25 protein-coding genes and 1 pseudogene are annotated in these 22328 nt (G+C 63.1%); 20 read left to right on the top strand and 6 right to left on the bottom strand.

The window, feature by feature from the left end; all coding sequences use genetic code 11:
* Nucleotides 1-16: 16 nt before the first annotated feature.
* On the top strand, nucleotides 17-928 hold the full coding sequence (locus ACT3TS_RS15425) for an N-acetylglucosamine kinase (protein ID WP_444532403.1): 912 nt from the start codon (nucleotides 17-19) through the stop codon (nucleotides 926-928).
* Nucleotides 929-989: 61 nt separating this feature from the next.
* Here the strand turns inward: ACT3TS_RS15425 and ACT3TS_RS15430 are convergent, their stop codons facing one another.
* The gene (locus ACT3TS_RS15430) at nucleotides 990-2012 is read right to left on the bottom strand and encodes a LacI family DNA-binding transcriptional regulator (RefSeq protein WP_444532404.1); all 1023 of its coding nucleotides are present in this window, start codon (nucleotides 2010-2012) and stop codon (nucleotides 990-992) included.
* Between the two features lie 274 nt (nucleotides 2013-2286).
* Here ACT3TS_RS15430 and ACT3TS_RS15435 point away from each other — a divergent pair, with 274 nt between their 5' ends.
* From ACT3TS_RS15435 to ACT3TS_RS15450, 4 genes are all read left to right on the top strand, one after another.
* A complete protein-coding gene (locus ACT3TS_RS15435; RefSeq protein ID WP_444532405.1) occupies nucleotides 2287-4131 on the top strand; it encodes a glycoside hydrolase family 35 protein in 1845 nt (614 codons plus the stop codon).
* A 29-nt stretch (nucleotides 4132-4160) separates the two neighbouring features.
* Nucleotides 4161-5123, top strand: a complete 963-nt coding sequence (locus ACT3TS_RS15440; protein WP_444532406.1) for a glycine betaine ABC transporter substrate-binding protein — start codon at nucleotides 4161-4163, stop codon at nucleotides 5121-5123.
* A gap of 66 nt (nucleotides 5124-5189) precedes the next feature.
* A complete protein-coding gene (locus tag ACT3TS_RS15445) occupies nucleotides 5190-6407 on the top strand; it encodes a pyridoxal phosphate-dependent aminotransferase (protein WP_444532407.1) in 1218 nt (405 codons plus the stop codon).
* 13 nt (nucleotides 6408-6420) lie between these two features.
* On the top strand, nucleotides 6421-7281 hold the full coding sequence (locus ACT3TS_RS15450) for a polyphosphate kinase 2 family protein (RefSeq protein ID WP_444532408.1): 861 nt from the start codon (nucleotides 6421-6423) through the stop codon (nucleotides 7279-7281).
* A 53-nt stretch (nucleotides 7282-7334) separates the two neighbouring features.
* Here ACT3TS_RS15450 and ACT3TS_RS15455 read toward each other — a convergent pair whose 3' ends face one another.
* Genes ACT3TS_RS15455 through xseA form a run of 3 tightly spaced genes read right to left on the bottom strand, consistent with a single transcriptional unit; the run spans nucleotide 7335 to nucleotide 9739 of the window.
* Nucleotides 7335-8171, bottom strand: a complete 837-nt coding sequence (locus ACT3TS_RS15455; protein WP_444532409.1) for an alpha/beta hydrolase family esterase — start codon at nucleotides 8169-8171, stop codon at nucleotides 7335-7337.
* Between the two features lie 21 nt (nucleotides 8172-8192).
* Nucleotides 8193-8447, bottom strand: coding sequence for an exodeoxyribonuclease VII small subunit (locus ACT3TS_RS15460; protein WP_444532410.1), 255 nt, complete (start codon nucleotides 8445-8447; stop codon nucleotides 8193-8195).
* Nucleotides 8444-9739 carry an exodeoxyribonuclease VII large subunit gene (gene xseA / locus ACT3TS_RS15465; protein WP_444532411.1) on the bottom strand — a complete coding sequence of 432 codons (1296 nt, stop codon included), beginning with the start codon at nucleotides 9737-9739 and terminating at the stop codon, nucleotides 8444-8446. Before xseA ends, ACT3TS_RS15460 begins: the two co-directional genes overlap by 4 nt.
* A 213-nt stretch (nucleotides 9740-9952) precedes the next feature.
* Between xseA and ACT3TS_RS15470 the strand changes: the two genes are divergently transcribed.
* Entirely contained in the window at nucleotides 9953-10786 is an 834-nt protein-coding gene (locus ACT3TS_RS15470) for a hypothetical protein (protein WP_444532412.1), read from the top strand.
* A 10-nt stretch (nucleotides 10787-10796) separates the two neighbouring features.
* Nucleotides 10797-11876: a 4-hydroxy-3-methylbut-2-enyl diphosphate reductase gene (locus ACT3TS_RS15475; protein WP_444532413.1), complete on the top strand. Its 1080-nt coding sequence runs from the start codon at nucleotides 10797-10799 to the stop codon at nucleotides 11874-11876.
* Between the two features lie 64 nt (nucleotides 11877-11940).
* On the opposite strand, the gene ACT3TS_RS15480 is transcribed toward ACT3TS_RS15475, so the two are convergent.
* Nucleotides 11941-13140 carry a DNA recombination protein RmuC gene (locus ACT3TS_RS15480; protein WP_444532414.1) on the bottom strand — a complete coding sequence of 400 codons (1200 nt, stop codon included), beginning with the start codon at nucleotides 13138-13140 and terminating at the stop codon, nucleotides 11941-11943.
* Nucleotides 13141-13315: 175 nt separating this feature from the next.
* Here ACT3TS_RS15480 and ychF point away from each other — a divergent pair, with 175 nt between their 5' ends.
* The 11 genes and pseudogenes from ychF (at nucleotide 13316) to ACT3TS_RS15535 (ending at nucleotide 19085) form a co-directional block, all read left to right on the top strand.
* Entirely contained in the window at nucleotides 13316-14401 is a 1086-nt protein-coding gene (gene ychF / locus ACT3TS_RS15485) for a redox-regulated ATPase YchF (RefSeq protein WP_444532415.1), read from the top strand.
* Between the two features lie 55 nt (nucleotides 14402-14456).
* A complete protein-coding gene (locus ACT3TS_RS15490) occupies nucleotides 14457-14702 on the top strand; it encodes a type II toxin-antitoxin system prevent-host-death family antitoxin (protein WP_444532416.1) in 246 nt (81 codons plus the stop codon).
* A 9-nt stretch (nucleotides 14703-14711) separates the two neighbouring features.
* On the top strand, nucleotides 14712-14969 hold the full coding sequence (locus tag ACT3TS_RS15495; RefSeq protein WP_444532417.1) for a type II toxin-antitoxin system RelE family toxin: 258 nt from the start codon (nucleotides 14712-14714) through the stop codon (nucleotides 14967-14969).
* Nucleotides 14966-15553 carry a GNAT family N-acetyltransferase gene (locus ACT3TS_RS15500; protein ID WP_444532418.1) on the top strand — a complete coding sequence of 196 codons (588 nt, stop codon included), beginning with the start codon at nucleotides 14966-14968 and terminating at the stop codon, nucleotides 15551-15553. Before ACT3TS_RS15495 ends, ACT3TS_RS15500 begins: the two co-directional genes overlap by 4 nt.
* Before the next feature lie 80 nt (nucleotides 15554-15633).
* Nucleotides 15634-16080, top strand: coding sequence for an AAA family ATPase (locus tag ACT3TS_RS15505; RefSeq protein ID WP_444532427.1), 447 nt, complete (start codon nucleotides 15634-15636; stop codon nucleotides 16078-16080).
* A 157-nt stretch (nucleotides 16081-16237) separates the two neighbouring features.
* Complete coding sequence (locus ACT3TS_RS15510; RefSeq protein WP_444532419.1) at nucleotides 16238-16519, top strand: type II toxin-antitoxin system RelE/ParE family toxin; 282 nt, start codon at nucleotides 16238-16240, stop codon at nucleotides 16517-16519.
* The gene (locus ACT3TS_RS15515; protein ID WP_444532420.1) at nucleotides 16494-16814 is read left to right on the top strand and encodes a HigA family addiction module antitoxin; all 321 of its coding nucleotides are present in this window, start codon (nucleotides 16494-16496) and stop codon (nucleotides 16812-16814) included. The genes ACT3TS_RS15510 and ACT3TS_RS15515 overlap by 26 nt, the downstream gene beginning before the upstream one ends.
* Before the next feature lie 173 nt (nucleotides 16815-16987).
* A pseudogene (locus ACT3TS_RS15520) lies at nucleotides 16988-17311 on the top strand (GNAT family N-acetyltransferase); the annotation flags it as partial.
* A gap of 176 nt (nucleotides 17312-17487) precedes the next feature.
* Nucleotides 17488-17976: an HXXEE domain-containing protein gene (locus ACT3TS_RS15525; protein WP_444532421.1), complete on the top strand. Its 489-nt coding sequence runs from the start codon at nucleotides 17488-17490 to the stop codon at nucleotides 17974-17976.
* A gap of 330 nt (nucleotides 17977-18306) precedes the next feature.
* The gene (locus ACT3TS_RS15530; RefSeq protein WP_444532422.1) at nucleotides 18307-18750 is read left to right on the top strand and encodes a helix-turn-helix domain-containing protein; all 444 of its coding nucleotides are present in this window, start codon (nucleotides 18307-18309) and stop codon (nucleotides 18748-18750) included.
* Complete coding sequence (locus ACT3TS_RS15535) at nucleotides 18747-19085, top strand: HepT-like ribonuclease domain-containing protein (RefSeq protein ID WP_444532423.1); 339 nt, start codon at nucleotides 18747-18749, stop codon at nucleotides 19083-19085. Before ACT3TS_RS15530 ends, ACT3TS_RS15535 begins: the two co-directional genes overlap by 4 nt.
* Before the next feature lie 271 nt (nucleotides 19086-19356).
* Here ACT3TS_RS15535 and ACT3TS_RS15540 read toward each other — a convergent pair whose 3' ends face one another.
* Complete coding sequence (locus ACT3TS_RS15540) at nucleotides 19357-19899, bottom strand: dihydrofolate reductase family protein (RefSeq protein ID WP_444532424.1); 543 nt, start codon at nucleotides 19897-19899, stop codon at nucleotides 19357-19359.
* Between the two features lie 140 nt (nucleotides 19900-20039).
* Here ACT3TS_RS15540 and ACT3TS_RS15545 point away from each other — a divergent pair, with 140 nt between their 5' ends.
* Together ACT3TS_RS15545 and ACT3TS_RS15550 are read left to right on the top strand one after the other, a co-directional pair.
* Entirely contained in the window at nucleotides 20040-20630 is a 591-nt protein-coding gene (locus ACT3TS_RS15545) for a TetR/AcrR family transcriptional regulator (RefSeq protein ID WP_444532425.1), read from the top strand.
* Nucleotides 20631-21733: 1103 nt separating this feature from the next.
* The gene (locus ACT3TS_RS15550; RefSeq protein ID WP_444532426.1) at nucleotides 21734-22303 is read left to right on the top strand and encodes a transposase; all 570 of its coding nucleotides are present in this window, start codon (nucleotides 21734-21736) and stop codon (nucleotides 22301-22303) included.
* Nucleotides 22304-22328: the final 25 nt, after the last annotated feature.

A 22328-nucleotide genomic window follows, 5' to 3' on the forward strand; every position in this document is an offset into this window, starting at 1 on the left:
GCATTAGTCTAGATCCGTGAAGACAAACCCCTTATATGCACCCAACTCACCCGCGCGCTTCGTTGGCCTGGACATTGGCGGATCGAAGACCCGCGGCATCGTGTGGACGGACGGCGCCGTCACCTCCGACGTCAGCGTGGGCAGCACCAACGTCCAGAATGTGAGCCCGGAGACGGCCGCCGAAAACATGGCCACGCTGTTTGCCGGGCTGGACTCCGTCGGGGCCACCGAGGTGTTTGCCGGGGCCGGCGGTGTTGACACGGACGACGACGCCGCAGCCCTTGCCAGCCTCATCACACCTTTCGTTGCGGGTGCGCAGGTGAGCGTGGTGCATGACACCCGGCTGCTGCTCGCCGCCGCCGGGGCAACCGCGGGCGTCGCCGTCATCGCAGGAACTGGATCGGCCGCCTGGGGCGTGAATCAGGAGGGGGAACAAGCCCGCGCCGGGGGGTGGGGCTATTTGCTCGGCGATGAGGGCAGCGGCTATTGGCTTGGCCGTGAAGCTGTCCGCTACAGCCTGCGCCGGATGGACTCCGCGGAAGCCGTCGATGAGCTGACGGCCGGGCTGCTGGAATACTGCGGGCTTGCCGAACCCGGTGAGCTGATCGCCCATTTTCACCAAGGGACGACCCGCCGCTACTGGGCTGCTGCCTCACCGGTGATCTTTGCTGCTGCGGAGCGCGGCCACGTGCACGCACTGGCCTTGGTCAATCAGGCAGCCAGGGACCTGGCGGCCATGGCTGCCAAGGTCGCGGGCCAGTTGAACCTTGCGGGGCCCATCGTGTTGGGCAGCGGCATGGGCAGCAATGTGCCGGCCCTGCAGCTCGCCTTCACATCGGAGCTGGCAGCCCTGGGGTTCAACGATGTGCAAATCCTGCAGCAGGACCCCATTTTTGGGATCCCGCTGCTTGTCGCGGGCCGAGGGTAGCTGCGTACAAGCGCCTGTGGTTGAGCGCCTGGGCCGGAGCGCCTGTAGTCGGCAACCCGGGCTAGGCGCCCGCCGGCGGGGGAGCGGTGCTTTCGCGCACCACGAGGGTTGGCGCCACCAGCCCGGGCCCCCCGGCAATCTCGGGATGGGCGATCTGGGCCACCAACCGTTGCACGGCACGACGGCCCGTGTCCTCGAACGACTGGCGAATGGTGGTCAGCGGCGGATTTGAGAACGCTGCCAAATCAATGTCGTCGATGCCCACCACCGAAACGTCGTCGGGGACGCGCCGGCCCAGCTCCGTCAGTGCGCGCAGCACGCCAAACGCCATTTCATCGCTGGCCACCAGAATTGCCGTCACGTCGGGCATCCGGCCAAGGATGAGCCCGTTGCGATAACCGGATTCGGGGCTCCAATCGCCGTGCAGCTCGGGCGGCACCTCGCAGCCGGCCTCTTGCAAGGTCCGGCGCCAGCTGTTGAGGCGGCTTGCCGCATCGGACCACTCAAGGGGGCCGGCCACATGCCAGACCGTTTTGTGTCCAAGTTCCAACAGGTGCCGGGTGGCCAGAACCGCAGCGATATCCTGGTCCACGCCAACGGTCCTGTCGCCCATCGTGGATGATCCGTCGGTGTTGACGGTGGGGATCCGAGCCGTGATTTTGTTGACCTGTGCCGCAGCCTCCTGCAGCGGGGCGGCGATGATGATGCCATCCACGCCTTGAAGGACCAGCCTGCTGACGGCGTCGGTCAGGGCCTGGGCGCTGAGGCTGGAGGTCACCGAGTTCACCGTATAGCCCGCTTCACGGGCGCCAAGTTCAACGCCAAGGGCCAACGACGACCGTGAGTAGTTGTTGGTGGCCAGCGTCAGGACGCCGATGGTGTGCGACCGGCCCGTCACGAGCGCACGGGCGGTGTTGTTCCTGCGATAGCCAAGCTCTTCCATCACTGACAGGACCCGCCGCCGTGTGCTGTCCTGGACATTTGGGTGCTCATTGAGCACCCGGGAGACTGTCTGCGCGGAGACGCCTGCCGCCGCTGCGACGTCCCGCATGGCCGGTCCTCGGGTGAACTGCTTGGCACTCATGCGGCTCCTTGGGGTGGGTTGGAAACGGGCCCGCGCAGCGCTTTTCGGGATCACGCGCCGGCGAGGGCGTAATTTGTTTACTTGTAACATACCGTGAATTCGTTCCATCACGGTGCGGCAGCTTCCTATTCGGTGTTCCGTGTGCCTAGAATTGTTATCCGTAACAGAATGTCTGTGATCAGCCTGGGGAATAGTTCAGCCTGAGAAATTACTGCCAGGAGTTTAGTTGTCAACGTTCCCCATCCCGCCTGGTGCGGCTGTCCCAGGTACCTCCGTGCATCCCGAGACTTTTGAAAGTCCCGCAACCGGCCCGGCGGCACCTGCCCCTGCGCTGACTTATGCCGACCGGAAACTCTTCCGGAACGGTGTGCCGCACCGCATCATCGCCGGGGCCGTCCACTATTTCAGGATCCATCCGGACCAGTGGCAGGACAGGATTGACCGGCTCGTGGCGCTGGGCGTCAACACCCTTGACACCTACGTGGCCTGGAATTTCCACCAGCCGTACAAGGATGCCGCCCCTGATTTCACCGGTTGGCAGGACCTGGCCCGCTTCATCACCCTGGCCGGGGAAGCTGGGCTGGATGTCATCGTCCGGCCAGGTCCCTACATCTGTGCCGAGTGGGACAACGGCGGTTTCCCGGCCTGGGCAATCTCCAACCCCGAGATGGTGCTGCGCTCGTCCGACCCGTTGTTCACCACCGCGGTTGAGGCGTGGTTCGACCACCTGCTGCCCGTCATTGAACCACTCCAGGCCCGTCACGGTGGGCCAGTGATTGCCGTCCAAATCGAAAACGAATACGGCAGCTACGGCGACGACAAGGAATACCTGCGCTGGAACCGCCGGGCCCTGCTTGAGCGCGGCATCACAGAAATCTTGTTCACGGCCGACGGCGGCACGGACTATTTCCTTGACGGCGGCACCCTGCCGGACACCTGGGCGACGGCGACCCTGGGCTCACGCGGCCCCGAAGCGGACGCTGTCTGGACGCGCCGGCGACCCGGTGAACCGTTCTTCAATGTTGAATTCTGGAACGGCTGGTTTGACCACTGGGGCGAAGACCACCACACCCGCAGCGCAGCGGAAGCCGCCGCAGAAGCCGGTAAAATTCTCGATGTTGGCGGTTCGATCTGCCTCTACATGGCCCACGGCGGCACCAACTTTGGTTTGTTCTCCGGGGCAAACCATGACGGTGCCATGCAGCCGACCATCACCAGTTACGACTCTGACGCACCCATCGCCGAGGACGGCCGGCTGACCGAGAAATTCCACGCCATGCGTGAGGTGTTCTTTGCGGCGGCGGGACGAGAACCGACACCCGTCCCTGCACATCTGGCCCGTCCCGCCCCCGTGATCCCGGCCCGCACTGTCGCCTTGACCCGCGGGACCCCGCTGCTGGACTTTACCCGTTCATTTGAGGCTGTCTCAAGTGTCAAGCCGCTGTCCTTTGAAAAATTGGGTCTTGACCGCGGACTCGTGCATTACAGCGCCAAGGCCGTGCTGCCCGCCGGTGAGGCCACCATCAGGATCCGGGGCCTGCACGACAGGGCCTATGTGTGGATCGACAACAACTACGCAGGAGTCCTGACCGACGCCAACGGTGCAGTCGGCCTCAAGGTGACCACCGGCGGCGGGCTGGCCGCACTGGAGATCCTCGTGGAAAACCAGGGCCGCATCAACTACGGTCCCTGCTTTGGCCAGGGCAAGGGGATTCTCGACGGCGTCCTGGTCAACCAGCGTTACGTTTTTCATTGGAAACAGCGGGCCATCGATTTGGACAGGCCGCTGCCGGAACTGCTTGCCGCCGGTGCTCCGGATGACTGCGGCCCGACGGAGCCCGGTTACTACCACGGGGAACTGGACATCGTGGAGCCCGCTGACACTTATCTGGCGTTGCCTGGTTTCGGCAAGGGCATGGTCTGGGTCAATGGTTTCCTGCTTGGACGCCTCTGGGAGGTGGGTCCGCAGGTGGCGCTTTACGTCCCCGGCCCGCTGCTCAAGACCGGAGTCAACGAGATTGTGGTGCTCGAACTGGAACACGGCGGAACACATGCCGAACTCCACGAAGAACCCCTTTTGGGCAGTGTCGGGGTAACGTATGTTGAGGATTTGGGGTAACGGCAACAGTATTTTGGGAAGGGATCACGGTGCGTCGAAACATTCTTGCCGCACTGGCCTTGGCGCTGCTGCTGGTCTGCACAGCCACGGCGTGCACTCCGGAACCGATTGACAGCATTCCCAGCGCCTCGCAGTTCCCGGGAGAGCCGCCGCTGACAGTGGGGATCCCGGAAGTGCCCGACGGCGTGAACCCGCAGGAAGGCGCGCTGCTGGCGCACGCCTACGCTGCGGCGTTGAACGCCGCCGGCGTCAAGGCGGTTGTTGCGGATGCGCCGGTCAAAAAGGGGGCGCTGGTGTCAAGCGTGGAGTCGGGCAGCGTCGACATTGTGCCGGCCTATTCCCGTCTTGCCCTGACCGAAGCAGCGCCCACGGCCACAGCGACAGGCGCCAGCGACGTCATCGACGACCTGAAAAAAGCGCTGCCGGCCGGGGTCGTCCTGCTGGAGCCGGCAAAGGCCGAGGAAAGAGACGCACTGGTTGTCACCGCGGTGACCGCGGAGAAGTACCAGCTCAAGAGCCTCAGCGACCTGGCCAAGGTGTGCGGCAAGCTGGCCATGGGCGGCACGGCGGAATTCAAGACCAAGGCGCGCGGCCTTCCCGGCCTGGGCGGCGACTACAACTGCGTGCCAAAGAAGTATGTCCCGTTGCAGGCAACCCCCGACGTCAGCGATGAGAGCATCTGGTGGTCACTGTTGCGTGACAACATTCAGCTTGCCGACATGCAGAATTCATCCCCCGCCATTGAGGACAACTCCCTGGTGGTGCTGGATGATCCCAAGAACTTGTTTTTGAGCCAAAACGTTGTCCCACTGGTGGCGGAGGCTGCCGTGCCGGACGAGGTGCAGACCGTCCTGAACAAGGTCAGCGCCGCACTGAGCACCGAACAACTGAGCAATCTCAACCGGCTGTCCCGGGACCGCCACTACGGTGATATGTCCGAGGTGGCAACCGCCTGGCTGGTGCAACAAGGCTTGATCAAGGCCAGTTCTTAGCCATTGGCCTGCGCCGGCGGGCACGTTGCGGAAGCAAACGCCGGGCAGCTGTGCCATATTGGGTAAATGGCAGAATTCAAGCAGTCAACCAAGCTTCACAATGTTCTCTACGACATCCGCGGGCCAGTGCTGGAACGGGCCCAAAAGTTGGAGTCCGAGGGCAATCGGATCCTGAAACTGAACATTGGCAATCCGGCCCCCTTTGGATTTGAGGCGCCGGACGCCATCCTGGTTGACATGATCCGCCACCTGCCGCATGCCCAGGGTTACAGCGACTCCCGCGGCATCTTCTCGGCACGGACCGCTGTCGTGCAGTATTACCAAACGCGCGGCATCCACAACATCCACGTCGACGACGTGTACCTGGGCAATGGCGTCAGCGAGCTCATCACGCTCTCCCTCATGGCTTTGCTGGACACCGGCGACGAGGTGCTGGTCCCCACCCCCGACTACCCGTTGTGGACGGCTTCCGTCAGCCTGGCCGGAGGGCGCCCGGTGCATTACCTGTGCGACGAGGACAGCGAATGGTGGCCGGACCTTGAGGACCTGGAATCGAAGATCACGCCCAAGACCAAGGGCCTGGTGATCATCAACCCCAACAATCCCACCGGCGCCGTCTACCCCCGCCACATTGTGCAGGCCATGGTGGACCTGGCCCGCAAGCACGGCCTGGTGGTGTTCTCGGACGAGATCTACGAGAAGATCCTCTACGACGGTGCGGAACACCTCAACACCGCAACGATCACCGGCGACGACGTGCTGTGCATGACGTTCAGCGGCCTGTCGAAGGCCTACAGGATCTGCGGGTACCGTGCAGGCTGGCTCGCCATTTCAGGCCCCAAGGCGCGTGCCGCGGACTATCTTGAAGGCATCAACCTGCTGGCCAACATGCGCATGTGCGCCAATGTGCCCGGCCAACACGCCATCCAAACCGCCTTGGGCGGGCACCAAAGCATCGAGGACTTGATCCTCCCCGGCGGCCGGCTGAAGGAACAGCGGGACATCGCCTACCGGATGCTCAACGAGATCCCCGGCGTCAGCACCAACCAGGCCAAGGGGGCGCTGTACCTGTTCCCGAAGCTTGACCCGGACGTTTACCCGATCAAGAGCGACGAGAAGTTTGCCCTGGATCTGCTGGAATCCCAAAAGATCCTGATTTCACACGGCACAGCCTTCAACTGGATCCGCCCCGACCACTTCCGGCTGGTGACCCTGCCCAACGTCCTGGACCTGGAAGAGGCCATCGGCAGGATTGCGGAATTCCTGAGCACGTACAAACCCTAGGGAAAGGCCCACCATGTCATTGCCAATAGGATTTACCGAACACCCGGCCGATTTGCTGACGGCCGGCCCCGGATTCTCCCTCGCGGAGCAGCCCACCAATGCGGCTCCCGGATTTTCGGGCAAGAAGGCCGACGGCGCCGACACCCTCGCTGCCCGGGCGCCGGTGATCGCACAGTTGCAGGAGCAGCTTTTCGCGGAAAGCCGATTTGGCGGAAAGAAGTCGGTCCTGCTGATTCTTCAGGCCATGGACACCGCCGGCAAGGGCGGAATTGTGGGGCATGTGGTGGGTGCGGTTGACCCGCAAGGCGTGAAACTGACAACGTTCAAGGCGCCAACCGACGAGGAAAAGGCCCACGATTTTCTGTGGCGGGTGCGCCCTGCGGCACCCACGCCCGGCATGTTTGGTGTGTTCGACAGATCCCATTATGAAGACGTGCTGATCCACCGGGTCCACGGCTGGGCCGATGCCGGGGAACTTGAACGCCGCTACGAAGCCATCAATGAGTTCGAAGCTGAACTGGTTGCAGCCGGCACCACCATCGTGAAGGTGATGCTGAACGTCAGCCCCGAAGAGCAGCTGCAAAGGCTCGCGGCGCGGCTGGAGGACCCCACCAAGTACTGGAAGTACAGTCCCACCGACCTGGACGAACGCAAGTTCTGGCCAGAGTACATGGAGGCCTACCAGCGTGTCTTTGACAAGACCAGCACCGGGCATGCGCCGTGGTACGTGGTGCCGGCCGACAAGAAATGGTATGCCCGCATGGCAGTCCAGGAAATTCTCATCAAGGCACTGGGCGGCCTGAACCTGCAGTGGCCGGCCGGCAATTACGACCTTGCCAAGGAACGCGCCAGGTTGAAAGACGCCGTCATCTAACCCACATTATGTGGGCGGGGCACCTGAGCATTGGGCCGTTGCTGCAGGCCCGGTCAGCCGCGCAGAACAGGAAAGAACTCGGCCAGGGCCTCGGCGGTGCCGATGTCCTGGGTGGTTCTGCCCGCAACAAAAATGGCTTTGCGGTGGCGGTTCGGCACCACATGGCCGCCGCCAACGACGGTGTACAGCCACACCGGTGGCCGCGGGCCCTGTTCGAAGCGGGTGAGTGTGACAGAGGTTTTGCCGCTTTCCCTGCGGTGTGGCAAAACCACGCTTGTCGGCTCCGCCGTGATGTTGTTGCGGGCAGCGAAATATTTGGCGGTGTCAAAGGCGGACGGCCCGCGCCGGCCGCCAAGGAGACTGGCGAACCAGCCTTCACCGCCGTAGGGCACCACGAAGTCGCCAGTGCCATGGACCAGCATCACCGGCAGGGGCAGGGACTTGTCGGCAAGGACCAGTCCGCCTGGCCGGGGCAGTGTGGCACCCACAATGGCGGCACCATGGAGCTTGGCGGGAATTTCGTGGACCAGCCTGATGGCCAGCTGCCCGCCATTGGAGAAACCAACCACGATCACCGGCACCGGGCCGAAGCTGGCATGGAAGTGGTCGGCCAGTGCCGCCAGGAAGGCAACATCGTCGGTGGCGCCATGGCCTGGCTTGTTGTGATTCCACCGCTTCTTCAAACCATCCGGGTAGACCACTGCCACCCGGCCGGCGGCCGCCAGCCGGTCAAAACTGTTTCCGGCGAAGGCCCGCACGGACTGGCCCGTCTGGTTTGATCCGTGCAGGACAATCAGGACTGCGGCGATTCGTTGTGCCACGGCAGCCTGCCCGTTCGTGATCAGCAGAAACGTTCGTTTGCGGCCGCCGACCTGGATTTCCTGCTTCACTGCATTTGCTTCACGGTGTTGTCAGAGTTCCGGACGCGCTTGGTCGTCGTTGGCCCTGGCGGCGTCAAGGCGGGCCTTGGCGCCCTCCAACCACTCTTCGCAGCGTTTGGCCAAGGCCTCGCCGCGCTCCCAGAGGGCCAGGGAGTCTTCGAGGCTGGAACTGCCGGCCTCGAGCTGGTTGACGACATTCATCAATTGTTCACGGGCCTGCTCGTAGCTCAGTGCTGCAACGTCCGTGGGCGAGGTGGGTGAGGCGGGGGCATTGGCGGGGCTCATGCTGGATCCTTTGCTGGGGTGGTGGCTGGGGAGCCGTCGGACGTGGAGTGGAGGCCGGTGGTTCCGGTGGCGGTAAAGTCGCCGCCGGCCACACGAATTCCCAAGGGTGCACCATCGGCCACCTGCTCGGGGTCCCTGACGATGGTGCGGTCAGCCAGCTGAACGACCGCATACCCCCTGTCAAGGGTCTTTTGCGGGGAAAGGGCCCGGACCTGGGCGCGCAGGTGGGCCAGCTGGTCCGTGTGTCGTCCCACCTGGGTGCGCACAGCCGTCAGGGCCCGCCCGCGAGCGGCTGCGACGTCGTCGTACTTTGTTGTGAGCATGACCATCGGATTGGCCAGCACGGGGCGGGTCCGCAGGTAGGCCAGCCGCTCGGTTTCACGATCAAGCAGACCCTGGATCCGTCGGTTGAGCTGGCTGCGGGCTTGATCCACCCGACGCAATTCATCCCCGACGTCGGGCACAATGCGTTTGGCCGCGTCGGTGGGGGTTGAGGCGCGCAGGTCGGCGACCTCATCGAGAAGTGGCCTGTCCGCTTCATGGCCGATGGCACTGACCACGGGGGTCAGCGCGGCGGACACGGCCCGGACAAGCGACTCGTGGCTGAACGCCAGCAGGTCCTCGAGCGAGCCGCCGCCGCGGGCAATGACAATGACGTCGACGCGCGGATCCGCATCGAGCTCGGCCAGCGCGCCGATGACTGCGGTGACGGCGTTGACGCCCTGGACGGCAACCTCACGGACCTCAAATTCCACGGCGGGCCAGCGCAGCGCGGCATTGCGCAGCACGTCCTTCATGGCATCTGAATTGCGTCCGGTGATCAGCCCGATCCGGTGTGGCAGCAGTGGCAGCGGCTTCTTGCGCCGGGGGTCAAAGAGTCCCTCGGCGGCCAGGGCCTGGCGCAATTGCTCGATGCGGGCCAACAGGTCGCCCAAGCCCACGGGCCGGATGTCCTGCCCCTGCATGGACAAGCGGCCGGTCTTGAGCCAAAAATCGGGTTTGAGCTGGGCCACCACACGGGAGCCGCGCTCGATCGGCGCCTCCAAACGGTTCAGCACGGAGCCCCACAAGGTGACGCTCAACGAAACTTCGGCGTCAATGTCGCGCAGAGTCAGGTAGCTGACATTTGCCCGCTTGTTCAGCTCGATCACCTGCGCCTCAACCCACGCGGGCGGGGCCTTTTCAATATGGCTCTTGAGCTTTTGGCTCAGCAGCTGCAGCGGCCACGGGTTGTCGGGCGTGGTCTCGGCCGCCGTTGGTGCGAGGACCTTCCGCTCCGGGGTGTCCGCCATAACCGTGCCGCCGTCCTTTGCTCTGGGTGTTCGGCCGGGTCCACTGTGGGTCCCCAGTTTGGGTGCCTGCTCTGAGGTGCCCGGCCGGGCCGCACCGTACGGCCTTGAAATAACTCTAGCTTCACGCACTGACACCCGCGCACCGCCATCCACAGGCATGCACTAATGTTGGACTTCATTGTCGGGAATTTCTGCTGTTTTTTGGGATGGTCCATGCGTACTGCTGCTTCTGCTCTTCTAGTCATTGTGGCGCTGTTGATCGCAGCCGTGGCCGGGCCGGCCCTGTGGATGCAAAAAAACGTCGTTGACCAGGCCGGGTTTGTGGAGCTGGCCGGCCCCCTTGGCGGCAACAAGGCGTTCCAGGAGGGGCTGTCAGCCATGGCCGCCGACCAGGCGGCTGCGTCACTGGATTTGCCGCCCCAGCTCAATGACCTCGCCGCCGCCGTCATCAGCTCCAAGGCGCGCAACATCTACACGGATCCCGGCTATGCACAGGCCTGGAGCGACACGCTGGGCCGCAGCCACAAGCTGACCTTCGACGCAGCCGGCAACAAAGACGTCCAAGGTGACATCCTGATCGACATCGCCCCGCTGGTTGGCCTGATAGCGGCTAACGTCGGCACGGATCTCGGTCTCACCCTGCCCACGCCCGACGACGTCGTTGTCAGCCTTGAGCAGCCGGAGGCCGCCAAGCTGCTGCCCGCGGTGTCCACGCTGGCAGGCTGGAGCGGCTGGTTGGCGTTCGCCGCCGTCGGACTTCTGATCCTTGCGGTGCTGGTGGCACGACGTCGGGCACTGACAGTTTTCCTTGCCGGGGCCGGACTCGCCGTGGTGGCGTTGCTGTGGCTGCTGGCATCCGGTGTTGTCGAAAGCATCCTGGCCAACCTCGCCGTGGGGCCCGAGGTTGCGCAGCAGTTTGGCGTGGAGTTGGGCGCCCTGGCCAGGCAGAGCTGGCAGGGCGGCATCAACGCAACATTTGTTGCCGCCGGAGTGGTGGCCTTGGTGGGTGTGGCAGCCCTCATGGTTAGGCGCGGGCGCACCACGTAGGATGGTGGGTATGAGCACCACTGCCGTTTCCGTTCCCATGCCCGTCGTTCCGCGCCGTCGCAGGTCGCCCGAAGAGGTGGCTGCAGCCGCCCCTGTGACGGGTGAAAAAAGGGTGCTTCTCGCGGCTCCGCGCGGCTACTGCGCCGGAGTTGACCGCGCCGTCATTGCCGTGGAAAAAGCACTTGAACACCACGGGGCACCCGTTTACGTGCGCAAGCAGATTGTGCACAACGTCCACGTCGTTTCGTCCCTCGAAGCCCGGGGCGCCATATTCGTGGAGGAAAACGACGAGGTCCCCGAGGGCGAGCTGGTGGTCTTTTCCGCCCATGGCGTCTCACCGGCCGTAGTGCAGTCGGCAGCCGACCGCGGCCTGCGCACCATCGATGCCACCTGTCCCTTGGTGACCAAGGTGCACAAGGAAGCAGTCCGCTTTGCCAGGGAAGAAAACCACATCCTCTTGATCGGCCACGAAGGCCACGAGGAAGTGGAAGGCACTTACGGTGAAGCGCCGGAAAGCACCACCATCGTGAACAATCCGGAAGAGGCGCGGACCGTTCAGGTAACGGACCCCGACCGCCTGATCTGGCTCTCCCAAACCACCTTGTCCGTCGACGAGACCATGGAGATCGTCGATATTCTCCGCGAGCGGTTCCCCAAATTGCAGAACCCTCCCAGCGACGACATTTGCTACGCCACCACCAACCGCCAGTCGGCCATCAAGGAGATCGCCCCGCAGGCGGACCTGGTCATCGTGGTGGGCTCGGCGAACTCGTCAAATTCCGTCCGTTTGGTGGAGGTGGCGCTTGAATACGGGGCCAAGGCCTCACACCGTGTTGACTTTGCCAACGAAATTGACGAGGCCTGGTTTGAGGGCGTCGCCTCTGTCGGTGTGACAAGTGGCGCATCCGTGCCCGAGATCCTGGTCCAGGACGTGCTGCACCTGCTGGCCGAGTACGGTTACGGCGATGTTGCCGAAGTGGTGACGGCTGAAGAAGACATCTTGTTCTCCCTGCCGAAGGAACTGCGCGCGACTATGAAGGCCGCCGGCGATCCCAGCTACAAGGGCATCAAGAGCTCAAACTTGCGTTGATTTCCCCGGTGTGACCAGCGGAATGGCCCGGACCGCGTGGTCCGGGCCATTCCGCTGTCTGCGGTCAGCTCGCAGCGTCGAGTTCCCCGGCCGCCTCGTTGAATTCAGGGGCCGTCAGGATTCGCGGCACAGCGTCCACCTGTGCGGGGGACTCCAGTGACTTTGGATCCAGGGCATTGAGCTTGCGGGCCGTGGGAAGCACCCGGGCTTCCAGCGTCCCCACCAGTTTGTTGTAGCGGTCAACACTTGTTTTAAGCGACACCCCCACAGCCGAGACAGCTTCCCCCATGGTCCCCAGCCGCGTGTACAGCTGGGCCGAAAGTTCAAAGAGTTCCTTGGCACTTTCAGTGAGCACCTCTTGGCGCCAGCTGAAGGCCACGGACTTCAAGATGGCCATAAGCGAGATGGGCGAGGCCAGCACCACGTTCTTGGACATTGCGTAGTCCAGGAGCCCCGGATCGGCCAACAGTGCTGCTGACAGGATGGACTCCACAGGGACAAAACAAATCACAAGTTCAGGGGAGTTTGTCGCCGATGCCCAGTACTGTTTGCCGGCCAGGGCATCAATGTGGGCCTTGACGGCTTTTGCGTGCCGGGCCAGGTGCTGCTGTGATTCAACGCCATCCGGTGTGCCGGCGTCGTGCGCGTTGAGGAACGATGTCAATGGGACCTTGGCATCCAGAACGAGTTCCTTGCCGCCGGGCAGCCGAACCACCATGTCGGGGCGGTGAACGCCGTCGTCGGTGGCTGTGTGGACCTGCTCGTCAAAATCCACGTGCGCCAGCATGCCCGCAGCCTCCACGACGCGGCGCAGCTGGACTTCGCCCCACTTGCCGCGTGCACTGTTTGACCTCAATGCCGACGCCAGTGAGGACGTGGTGGCCAACAATTTGGCGTCAGCGTCCTTGGCCTCGCGGAGCTGTTCTGCGAGTTGGCCATACTGTTCGACGCGGTCGCGTTCCAGCAAGGCGACCTGGCGCTGCACGGCACTGAGCTTCTCCGACACGGGGCCCAGCGCCTGCAACACATTTGAATCAGAGCCCTGCTGTGCTGCCAAGGCGTGGTTTTGCGAGGCAAGCAGCCTGCGTTCGGCGTCGGCCGCCGCGAAACTTGTATTCAGTGCAGCAGCCCGTTCGTGGGCGGCATCAGCCTCCTCGCTGGCCCCGCGCAGCCTGCGCAGCAGCACCCACGCCACCGCGGCAGCGCCAAGCACAGCCCCGACCAACAACATCAATACGGCTACAAGCCACCCGATTCCGTTCATGGGACCACTTTCGCACGAGGCACTGACATTTTGGGATTCACGTCCGCCCAGCAGGTACGCAGGTGGTTCCGATCGCGGCAAATGCCGGAGCGCCGACGTCGTTCCCGGAGCCATCCGCGGGACCCAAATCAGCCGGGGCGGCACGAGCTGTGCATAACCGGTAGAATCACATACCGTGGCTCTTACTATTGGCATCGTCGGACTGCCCAACGTCGGCAAATCAACTCTTTTCAACGCACTGACGCGCAACAACGTGCTCGCGGCGAACTACCCGTTCGCCACCATCGAGCCCAACGTTGGCGTCGTCAGCCTGCCCGATCCCCGCTTGGCGAAGCTCGCCGAGGTCTTTGGATCGCAGCGCCTGCTGCCTGCCGTGGTGTCGTTTGTCGACATTGCGGGCATCGTCAAGGGTGCTTCGGAAGGTGAGGGGCTGGGCAACAAGTTCCTGGCCACCATCCGCGAAGCCGAGGCCATCGCCCAGGTCATTCGCGTCTTTGACGACCCCGATGTCATCCATGTGGACGGCAAGGTTGATCCCCGCTCCGACATGGAAACCATCAACACCGAGCTGATCCTGGCGGACATGCAGACCATCGAAAAGGCCATCCCGCGCCTCGAAAAGGCTGTCAAGCTCAAGCAGCGTGATGCCGCCGAGCTGAAGGCGATCCTGGCTGCCCAGACGGTCCTCGAACGTGGCGACACCATCTTCTCTTCCATCAAGAGCGACAAGCTTGAGCTGGAGCACCTGCAGGAACTCAGCCTGCTGACGGCCAAGCCGTTCATCTACGTGTTCAACGTCGATGACGCGGTGCTGGGCAACCCGGAGCGTCAGGAAGAGCTGCGCGCGCTCGTAGCTCCCGCCGACGCCATTTTCCTGGACGCCAAGCTCGAGGCTGACCTCGTGGAACTTGACGAAGAAGAGGCCCGCGAAATGCTGGAAATGAACGGCCAGGACGAATCCGGCCTGGATCAGCTGGCCCGCGTTGGTTTCCACACCCTCGGACTGCAGACCTACCTGACCGCCGGTCCCAAGGAAACGCGTGCCTGGACCATCCGCCAGGGCGACACGGCCCCCCAGGCCGCCGGCGTCATCCACACCGACTTCCAGCGTGGCTTTATCAAGGCCGAGGTGGTCCACTTCGACGACCTCATGGAGGCCGGTTCCATGCATGAGGCGAAGGCCAAGGGCAAGGTCCGCATTGAAGGCAAGGAATATGTCATGCACGACGGCGACGTGGTGGAGTTTAGGTTCAACGTCTAGAGGGCTGGCACACCGGCCGCTTGTGTACAACTTGTACAAGTTGTACTATTGGCTCATGACTTCCGTGACCCTATCCCAGTTCCGCAGCCAGCAGAGCGACTACATCGCTGCCGCGCAGCGCGGTCCCGTCGAGATCACCTCGCGAGGCGCTGGGCGGCGCGCTGTCGTCGTGTCGCCCGATTTCTTCGACCGCGCGCTGGAGGCGCTGGAGGATCAGGCTGACGTCCGCGGTGCCGCCGAGGGCCGCAACGAAAAGGGACGAGTCTCCCACGAGGAGCTCATGCGCGAGCTCGGCCTCTGAGCCTGCTCGATGCAGTACTCGATCAGTTATGTTCCCTCAGCGGCGAAGGTCATTCGGAAGCTCGATAAGCCAACGGCCCGTCGACTGCTCGATGCGATCGGGGCGCTCGCCATTGACCCGCGTCCTTCTGGATGCATCCAGCTAAAGGGTGGTGACGGCGAGCTCCGCATTCGCGTCGGCGACTACCGAATCGTCTACGACGTCCAGGATGATGAACTGGTCGTCCTGGTGCTGCGGGTCGGTCATCGCCGAGAGGTCTATAGGTGAGGTTGCGGCGAACGTCGGTTGGAGGACGCGCGGCCGGGCTTGCGATCGATGTCGTTGCACACTCTGATCTGACAGCAGACGACGTCACCAGGCTTCGCCGACTGTTTGATGCTGAGTACCAGCAGGGCTTTGGGGACTGGGATCCGGATCTGCCGTATGGCTATGCTCCGCATGACTTCCATATCGCCGCTCGGCAAGGCGGCGAGACTGTCGGCCATGTCGGGTGGGCGCGACGTGCCATCCGTGTCGGAGATCGTGAGATTGTCATTGCAGGCGTGGGCGGCGTAATGGTGTCCGACCTCGCGCGAGGCGAACGACTGGGTAGCCGTCTGATGAACCGTGCGGCAGAGTCGATGGCGGATGCGGGTGGCATTGCGTTCGGCTATCTCGGGTGTCGTGAAGAAGTGGTCTCGTTCTACACTGCATGCGGATGGACTCGGATCTTCGCTGGGGAGCGTTCGATCGGCCGTGCCGGGAGGCCAGCTTTCGACCCGCCAGGGCAACCGCTGCTCGTCCTGCCCATCGAGCACCGGCTTGCTTCCTGGCCTGGCGGTGACGTCGACCTGCGCGGTCGCGCGTGGTGACCATTGAGAGGTTGGTGTGTACCAGAACGACGGAATATGGCGTCTGGCGTTGGGGTGAGGTCGTGGCGCGAGTTGTCTTCATGTGCGGCCCCGCAGGGTCGGAGAAATCGACAATGGCGTGCCGCCTCGAGGCAGATGGCATGGTCAGGCTTTCGTTTGACCAGGAGGCGTGGGATCGCGGTATCCGACACATGCCGTTGTCTGACGATGCACACCGCGATGTGGAGGACCACCTCCGCCGTCGATTGTTTGAACTCATAGGCGAAGAACGTGATGCCGTTCTCGACTTCTCCTTCTGGTCGCGGGCCATGCGCGACGATTGGCGTCGCCTCCTGGAGCCGCACGGAATTGTCCCGGAGACGATGTACCTCGCAACGGATCGGACCACGTGCCTGGAACGCGTGGCCGCCCGCGCCCACGCGCACGGCGATGACTTCGCCTTGAACCCGGAGACTGCTGCGGCCTACTTTGACCACTTTGAACCCCCGTCTTCTGATGGGGGGCCCATGAAATTGGTTGTGACATGACGGGTCGGCCAGGCGACTCGCGCGAAAGCGACGAATCGCGTGCGCGAGGGGCGGCCCCCTGTGCCTCCGGGATCGAGAGGTCGGTACGTGCGGCGACGTGGTGGAGTTACGCTTTAACGTCTAGCGTTATTGACGCATCTCGTTATACGCTGATCGTGTGATCAGATCGTTCGGCAGCAAGGACACCGGGCGCATCTGGCATGAGCAGTACGTCAAACGTGTCGACCGGACGGTGCAGCGAGCGACGTTGCGGAAGCTCGAACTGATCCACGCGGCGAAGGATATCGAGGATCTCCGGATCCCACCGGGGAACCGGTTGGAGCGGCTGGTCGGCGACCGTCGTGGGCAGCACAGCATTCGGGTGAACGCGCAGTGGCGTCTTTGCTTTGTCTGGAGAGAGGGAGGTGCGGACGATGTCGAACTCGTTGACTGCCACTGAGGCCGACCTGATTGAGCCGATCCATCCAGGAGAGATCCTGATGGAGGACTTCATCGAGGGTTTCGGAATCACACAGAACAAACTTGCCGTATCGATCGGCGTTCCGCCCCGTCGCATCAACGAGATCGTGCACGGCAAGCGCGGAATTACGGCTGGCACGGCCATCCGTCTGGCGCGCTACTTCGGGACTTCCGAGGAGTTCTGGATGAACCTGCAGTCGAATTATGAGCTACGGCTCGAGCGGCACGCGTCGAAGGACAAGGTTGCCGCGATCACCCCGCTGAAGGTCGCATGAGAGTGCGAGTCGATACTGGGGTGTTGTCGGTCCGTCCGGCGAGCATCGAGGACGTTTCCGCCCTGGTCGTCCTGCGAGCAGAGATGTTTCGCGCGATGGGCGCGGGAGATGTGGACTCTCTTCCGTGACAAGATTCCGCGTGCGCCTGGTTCGCGGTTCGTGTTGAGGATCCTGACTACGCCATCTTCGTCGTCGACGTGGATGGCGATGTCGTGGCGGCAGCGGTCGGAGCTATCCGAGATTCCGCTCCTTCGCCCACGTGCCCCGCCGGTCGAGATGTGTTGATCAGCAACGTGTGCACTTTGCCCGAGCACCGAGGATCGGGACATGGAAGTGCCGCGTTCGCCGCCGTCATGGCTTGGGCGCGCAAGGCAGGTGTCGACAGGGCTGAACTGATGGCGACTGACGGCGGGCGGCGCATTTATGAGCGAGAAGGATTCGAGCTGAATCGATTCCCGGCCATGCGAGCGACGCTGAACCGCGCGCGGACCGTGTGAAAGGTTGCTCCGTGCCGGACCGTGGTGGAATTCCGCTTCAATGTCTAGTCGAACTCCGATTCAACCTCTCGGTCGCATGGCCTCAAACACTCTGTCGGCTGTGAAATGATGCTGGTGGGCGTGTGCGTCTGCCATCAGATTCATCCGGGTTGGATGCGTGAGGGGAAGGCTGAGTTGTGAGTTGGAAGGGGCCGACGGCGCTTTTTACGGCGTGGATAATCCACGACCTCGAGGAGGCGTTCGCGTTTCCTGCATCTTGCGATCGTCTCGTGGATCGCACTGGTGTGGAACAACTCAGGATCACGCCGCAGCAATCGTGGATCGTCGTAGGTCTGATGGGAATTCTGGTGTCGGTGGCTTGTGGCCGCGGCGTGCACTCCACCGGTAAGTCGGCGATGTATCGGGCTGTCGTTGCCGGGCTGGAAGCCCACGTCGTGACTCACCTTGGCGCTTTAGTCGCGCAGCGTGGTTACACCGCCGGTGTTGCGACGGCTTTGCCGATTATGCTTCCCGGGGCACTCCTGGCGCGTCGAGAACTCCAGCGGGACGGCTGCGAGCTGCGGTTTCGTGACACGGTCAACGGCGTCACATTGCTCCTGCCCACCGCTCTGATATGTCAGGTGGTTGCACGACTGATCCGTCGGGTGCCCGCGGCCAGGAGCTGACCGGAAGAGTAAAAACGGTATGTCGCGTGAGGTTGGTATGTGCCGCGATGCGGTGGAGTTCCGCTCCAACGTGTAGTTGAGTCCGGTTGAGTGTCTGAGCCAGGAGGATTTTCCGACGCTGCAGACCATTGCGGCGCATGGAACTTCGGGACCGGATGTAGATCAATCTCGTGGCGGGCGAGCGCCCCTATGGGCCTGCCAGAACGAAAGAAGTCGCCGGGCCGCGCTGATCGTGCGTTGCTCGCAGGACGATGGCTGCGCCCGCGTGAGCGGTTGCTGCCGAATCGTTCGGTCTGTAACTAAAGTCATATCATGCGATATAATTGGCGCATGGTGAATCCAGTTCGAGCGCTTCGAAAGGCTGCCGGCTTGAGCCAAGCAGAGCTCGCCCGACGGTCCGGGGTTGCTCAGCCGAATGTTGCTGCCTATGAGGCAGGGCGGCGCAGCGTCTCGGGTCAGATGCTCGAGCGCCTACGGGCGGCCGCGCGGCCACTGCCTCATGAAGCACTCGCTGCGCGCCGTTCTGACCTTGTGAGCCTTGCAGGTCAGTATGGTTTCGACAATGTCCGAGTCTTCGGCTCAGCGGCTCGTGGCACAGACAGCCTTGGCAGCGATCTGGACATTTTGGTCACCCGATCGCCCGGCACAGGGTTGCTCACGGTCGCGGCGTTCGCTGCTGACGCGAGCGATTTGCTCGGTGTCGAAGTTGATGTGATGACCGACGGCGGCTTGAATGCCGGTCATGAGATCTTGGAGACGGCTGTCGCTGTATGAACAAGCGGGATGATGTGGCTCTGACGGAAATTGTCCGGCTATGTAGCGTCGGTGCGAATCTCGTAGCACGAGGCGACGAGTGGTACCTCGGGGACCCTGACAACGTTCCGGGCCTGGCCGCAGAGCCATTGATCATCAAGATTGGCGAGAATGTGGCTCGTCTGAGCGACGCCACGACCGGCCAGCATCCCGAAGTGCCATGGTCATTGATCAAGCGAATGCGGGACCGCTTGGCGCATCACTACGAGGGCACGGACTATGGTGCGGTCTGGGACACGATGATCGTCGACCTGCCGGTGATCAGTGGATACATTCAGTCGGTCTCAGCAAGCTGAGACCGCTATGCCCGTCGCAGGAAAGGCTGCTACGTACCGGAACTCGGTGGAATTTGGATTTAACGTGTGACGACATCTGACGGTCCGGACGCCGGCGGTCGGTCATGAAGGGCTGTCGTCCGAATCTGCAGAGTCTCACGGCCGCCGCCAGCAGATCTCCGCCCCTGTGGCCAGCGACCGAGCGCGGCAGGGATCGGCGCGACGTGATCTCTCGCTGATGGGCTGCCTCGAGTAGCGCTGCGTGGGACCACTGGCGGTCACCTCATATTGTCTAGCTGAGGACGTGGTAGCGAAGGTGAGTCTCGCTCGCGAAGGCTGAAGTTTCGAGTCGTTCCAGCTCTATGCGCTTGCCAAGGCCCGCGAACAGCGGGATGCCGTCGCCGAGCAGGACCGGTGCAACATCGAGGTGAAGCTCGTCAACGAGCCCGAGTCGGAGGCACTGCCGCGCGATGCTTCCTCCAAGTAGGCTGACCCACCTGTCACCGGCGTCCCTTGCTGCCAGCCTGACGGCCTGCGCGATGTCGTCGACTACGAAGATGTACGTTACGCCGTCGTGTTCGATCGGCTCGTGGGCGCTGTGGGTCATGAGGTAGACCGGCACATTCAGCAGGCCGCCGTAGGGGATCTCGCCGTCCTCTATGGTCAGGGTCTTGTTCGCTCCTCCGACCACCGCGCCGATCCTGCTCATGACCTTCTGGACGACGGCGTCATCCTCGGGCGCGGAGGGCCGGCCGAACATCCAGTCGACACCACCGTCTGGTTCCGCCATGAATCCGTCAAGAGTGATGGTTGAATGGACGATCACTTTGGCCATGGTGCGCTCCTCGATCATAGAGGTGAGTCAGGAAACTCACCTATATCGAAGTATGTTGTACGAGTGGAGACGAGTCAAGGGGCTCGCATATATGCGACACTGGCAGGATGACACGTGGACGCTCCTCTTACCACCGTGGGGTGGCCGCGACTAACCGGGAGTTGATCCTCGTCGCGGCCACGCAGCTGTTCATGGAGTCCGGGTACGACCGCACGACAATGGCACGCGTCGCCGGGCGTGCCGGGGTGTCCACTGCGACTCTTTTCAAGCAGTTCCCGACGAAGGCCGAGCTGTTCGAGGCAACAGTGCTCGCGGCGGGGAGGTCGCCTGGTCCGGAGCCCGGTGACATCCCGGCCGGAGGCCTCTGCGACGGCCTGGTAGCGCTCGGGGGTGCCTACGCGGAACTGCTGGCTCGTCCCCACATGGTTGCCCTGATGCGGACCGTGATCGCCGAATCACCCAAGTTCCCCGAGCTGCGTGAGCGAACCTTCGACTTCGGCACGCTGCCCGTGCTCGAGGCGCTGGGACGCTACTTGCGAGACGCACACACGGCGGGAACTGCTGATATCGTCGATCCGGATCTGGTCTCCACGCAGTTCCTGGGAATGATCGCCTCTGCGATCTTCTGGCCGCGCTTCATGCACGGTACATGGTCGATCACCGAGGACGAGCAGTCGCGAGTTGTCGAGGAAGCCGCTCGTACGATCGCTGCACGCTTCGCCACTCCCTGACGCGAAGCCCCGGCTGTTGCAGGGGTACTGTCACCGGCTCGTCGGTGCGCGTGAGGAACTCGAAATTGCGCTACGGTTCGTGGAGGATCCGACTGTCCTGGCCGGGTACTGATCGGGGACTGCTAGGCACGGACGGAGGTTGGTCTGTACTGGAACGTGGTGGAGTTTAGGTTTAATGTTTAGAACCACTTCGGTCGAGACCGCAAGAAATGCCCGGAATGCTTCGGTATCCCGGGCATTTCTGTCCCTAGCTTTTGGTTGCAGATCAACTAATGTCCAATGACTAATGTGGATAAATGGTCGCGCCTGAATCTGGGCTGAATGGGCCAGCGGGGGGCGGCTTTTGGAAGGCCCCGCCCTATTCAGACAATAGCGTTTCACTATGAGACGCCCGAGGCGTTCGGTTGTCCTGCAGTAGGAAACGGTGTGACCGGCCACTGATCGCCGCGACAAGTTGGTATGTGCAGCGATCAGTGGAATTTCGTTTCACGGCGCAGGCCAAGACGCGCGCCCTATTGACCACTGTGCCTGACGCACCACCCGTTGGTTTCCACCCCACCGCGGAAGTTGCTGGGGTACGGTGTGATGGTGAAGCCGAAGATCGACCTCGATGCGAGTCTTGCCTGGAGACTCGCGCGTCACGGACTTGAATTGCGTGCCGCGGCCACTGTGCCACAGGCAGTTGAGCGGGTCGTCGCCGTCCGCGCGTGGCCGGTCGCTAGTGCAGAAGCTGCGGTCAGGGCGAGGATACCAGGACACAGCGTGGGCAGTGTCGATAGTGCAGTTTCCGACAGGGCGTGTTACGCGTCGCATTTTCTGAAGATGCATTGGTCATTGTGGGTGACGATGGTGCCACTGTAGTCGAGGGTTCATTGGCGGCGTCATCGTGACGACCAGGCCTCTCATTCTGATTGGCGCTTGATGCGTGCCGCGGCCATGTCGTCACGGTGAACCTGTCCGGTCGGCCAGTGGTGAAGTGACTTGTCCGTTGCCGGTGGTGGATGTTCAACACGAGGTGGCCCCTTCCCAGGAGCCGGCATGGTAGACAAGAGTCACTGGCATGAGTGTTTGGCAAACGAGCAGGAGCGGGCACGATGATGATCGTGGGCAGCCCCCATCGGGACGAGGCAGCGTTGCTGGCAGGGGAAATACCCTGCCCGCGCTGTTCGGCGCAGCTGCGCCCCCACGGGCACGCCCGCACCCGCGCCGTGCGGGGCCTGGGCGGTGCGCGGCTGACCGTGCGGCCACGACGCGCCCGCTGCACCGGTTGCGGCCGTACCCAAGTGTTGTTGCCGGCCGCGTTGTCCGTCCGCCGGGCCGACACCCTCGAGGTCATCGGGACTGCGCTGGCGGCCAAGGCTGCAGGCAGCGGGTACCGCACGATCGCAGCCCACATGGGCCGGCCCCTCTCGACGGTGCGCCGCTGGTTTCGCCGGGTACCGGAAATCCACGCGCACTGGCTGTACAAGCAGGCGGTACAGCACGCGTTCCGTCTCGACCCTGACATCTTGGTCCGCCCAAAGCAGTGGCCGAGCATGCTCGGCTCGAGTCTGAATATTTTGGCCGGTGCGGCATTGGCCTACCGGAAACGTGTGGACCCCGAGCAGCCGGTCTGGGCCGTGATTGGGCATTTCACACGAGGTAACCTGCTGAGCCCACCGCTGCGCACCTGAAAAAGTGAGAAGACCGTGCTTTGCC

The sequence above is a fragment of the Specibacter sp. AOP5-B1-6 genome (assembly GCF_052376555.1).
Lineage (GTDB): Bacteria > Actinomycetota > Actinomycetes > Actinomycetales > Micrococcaceae > Specibacter.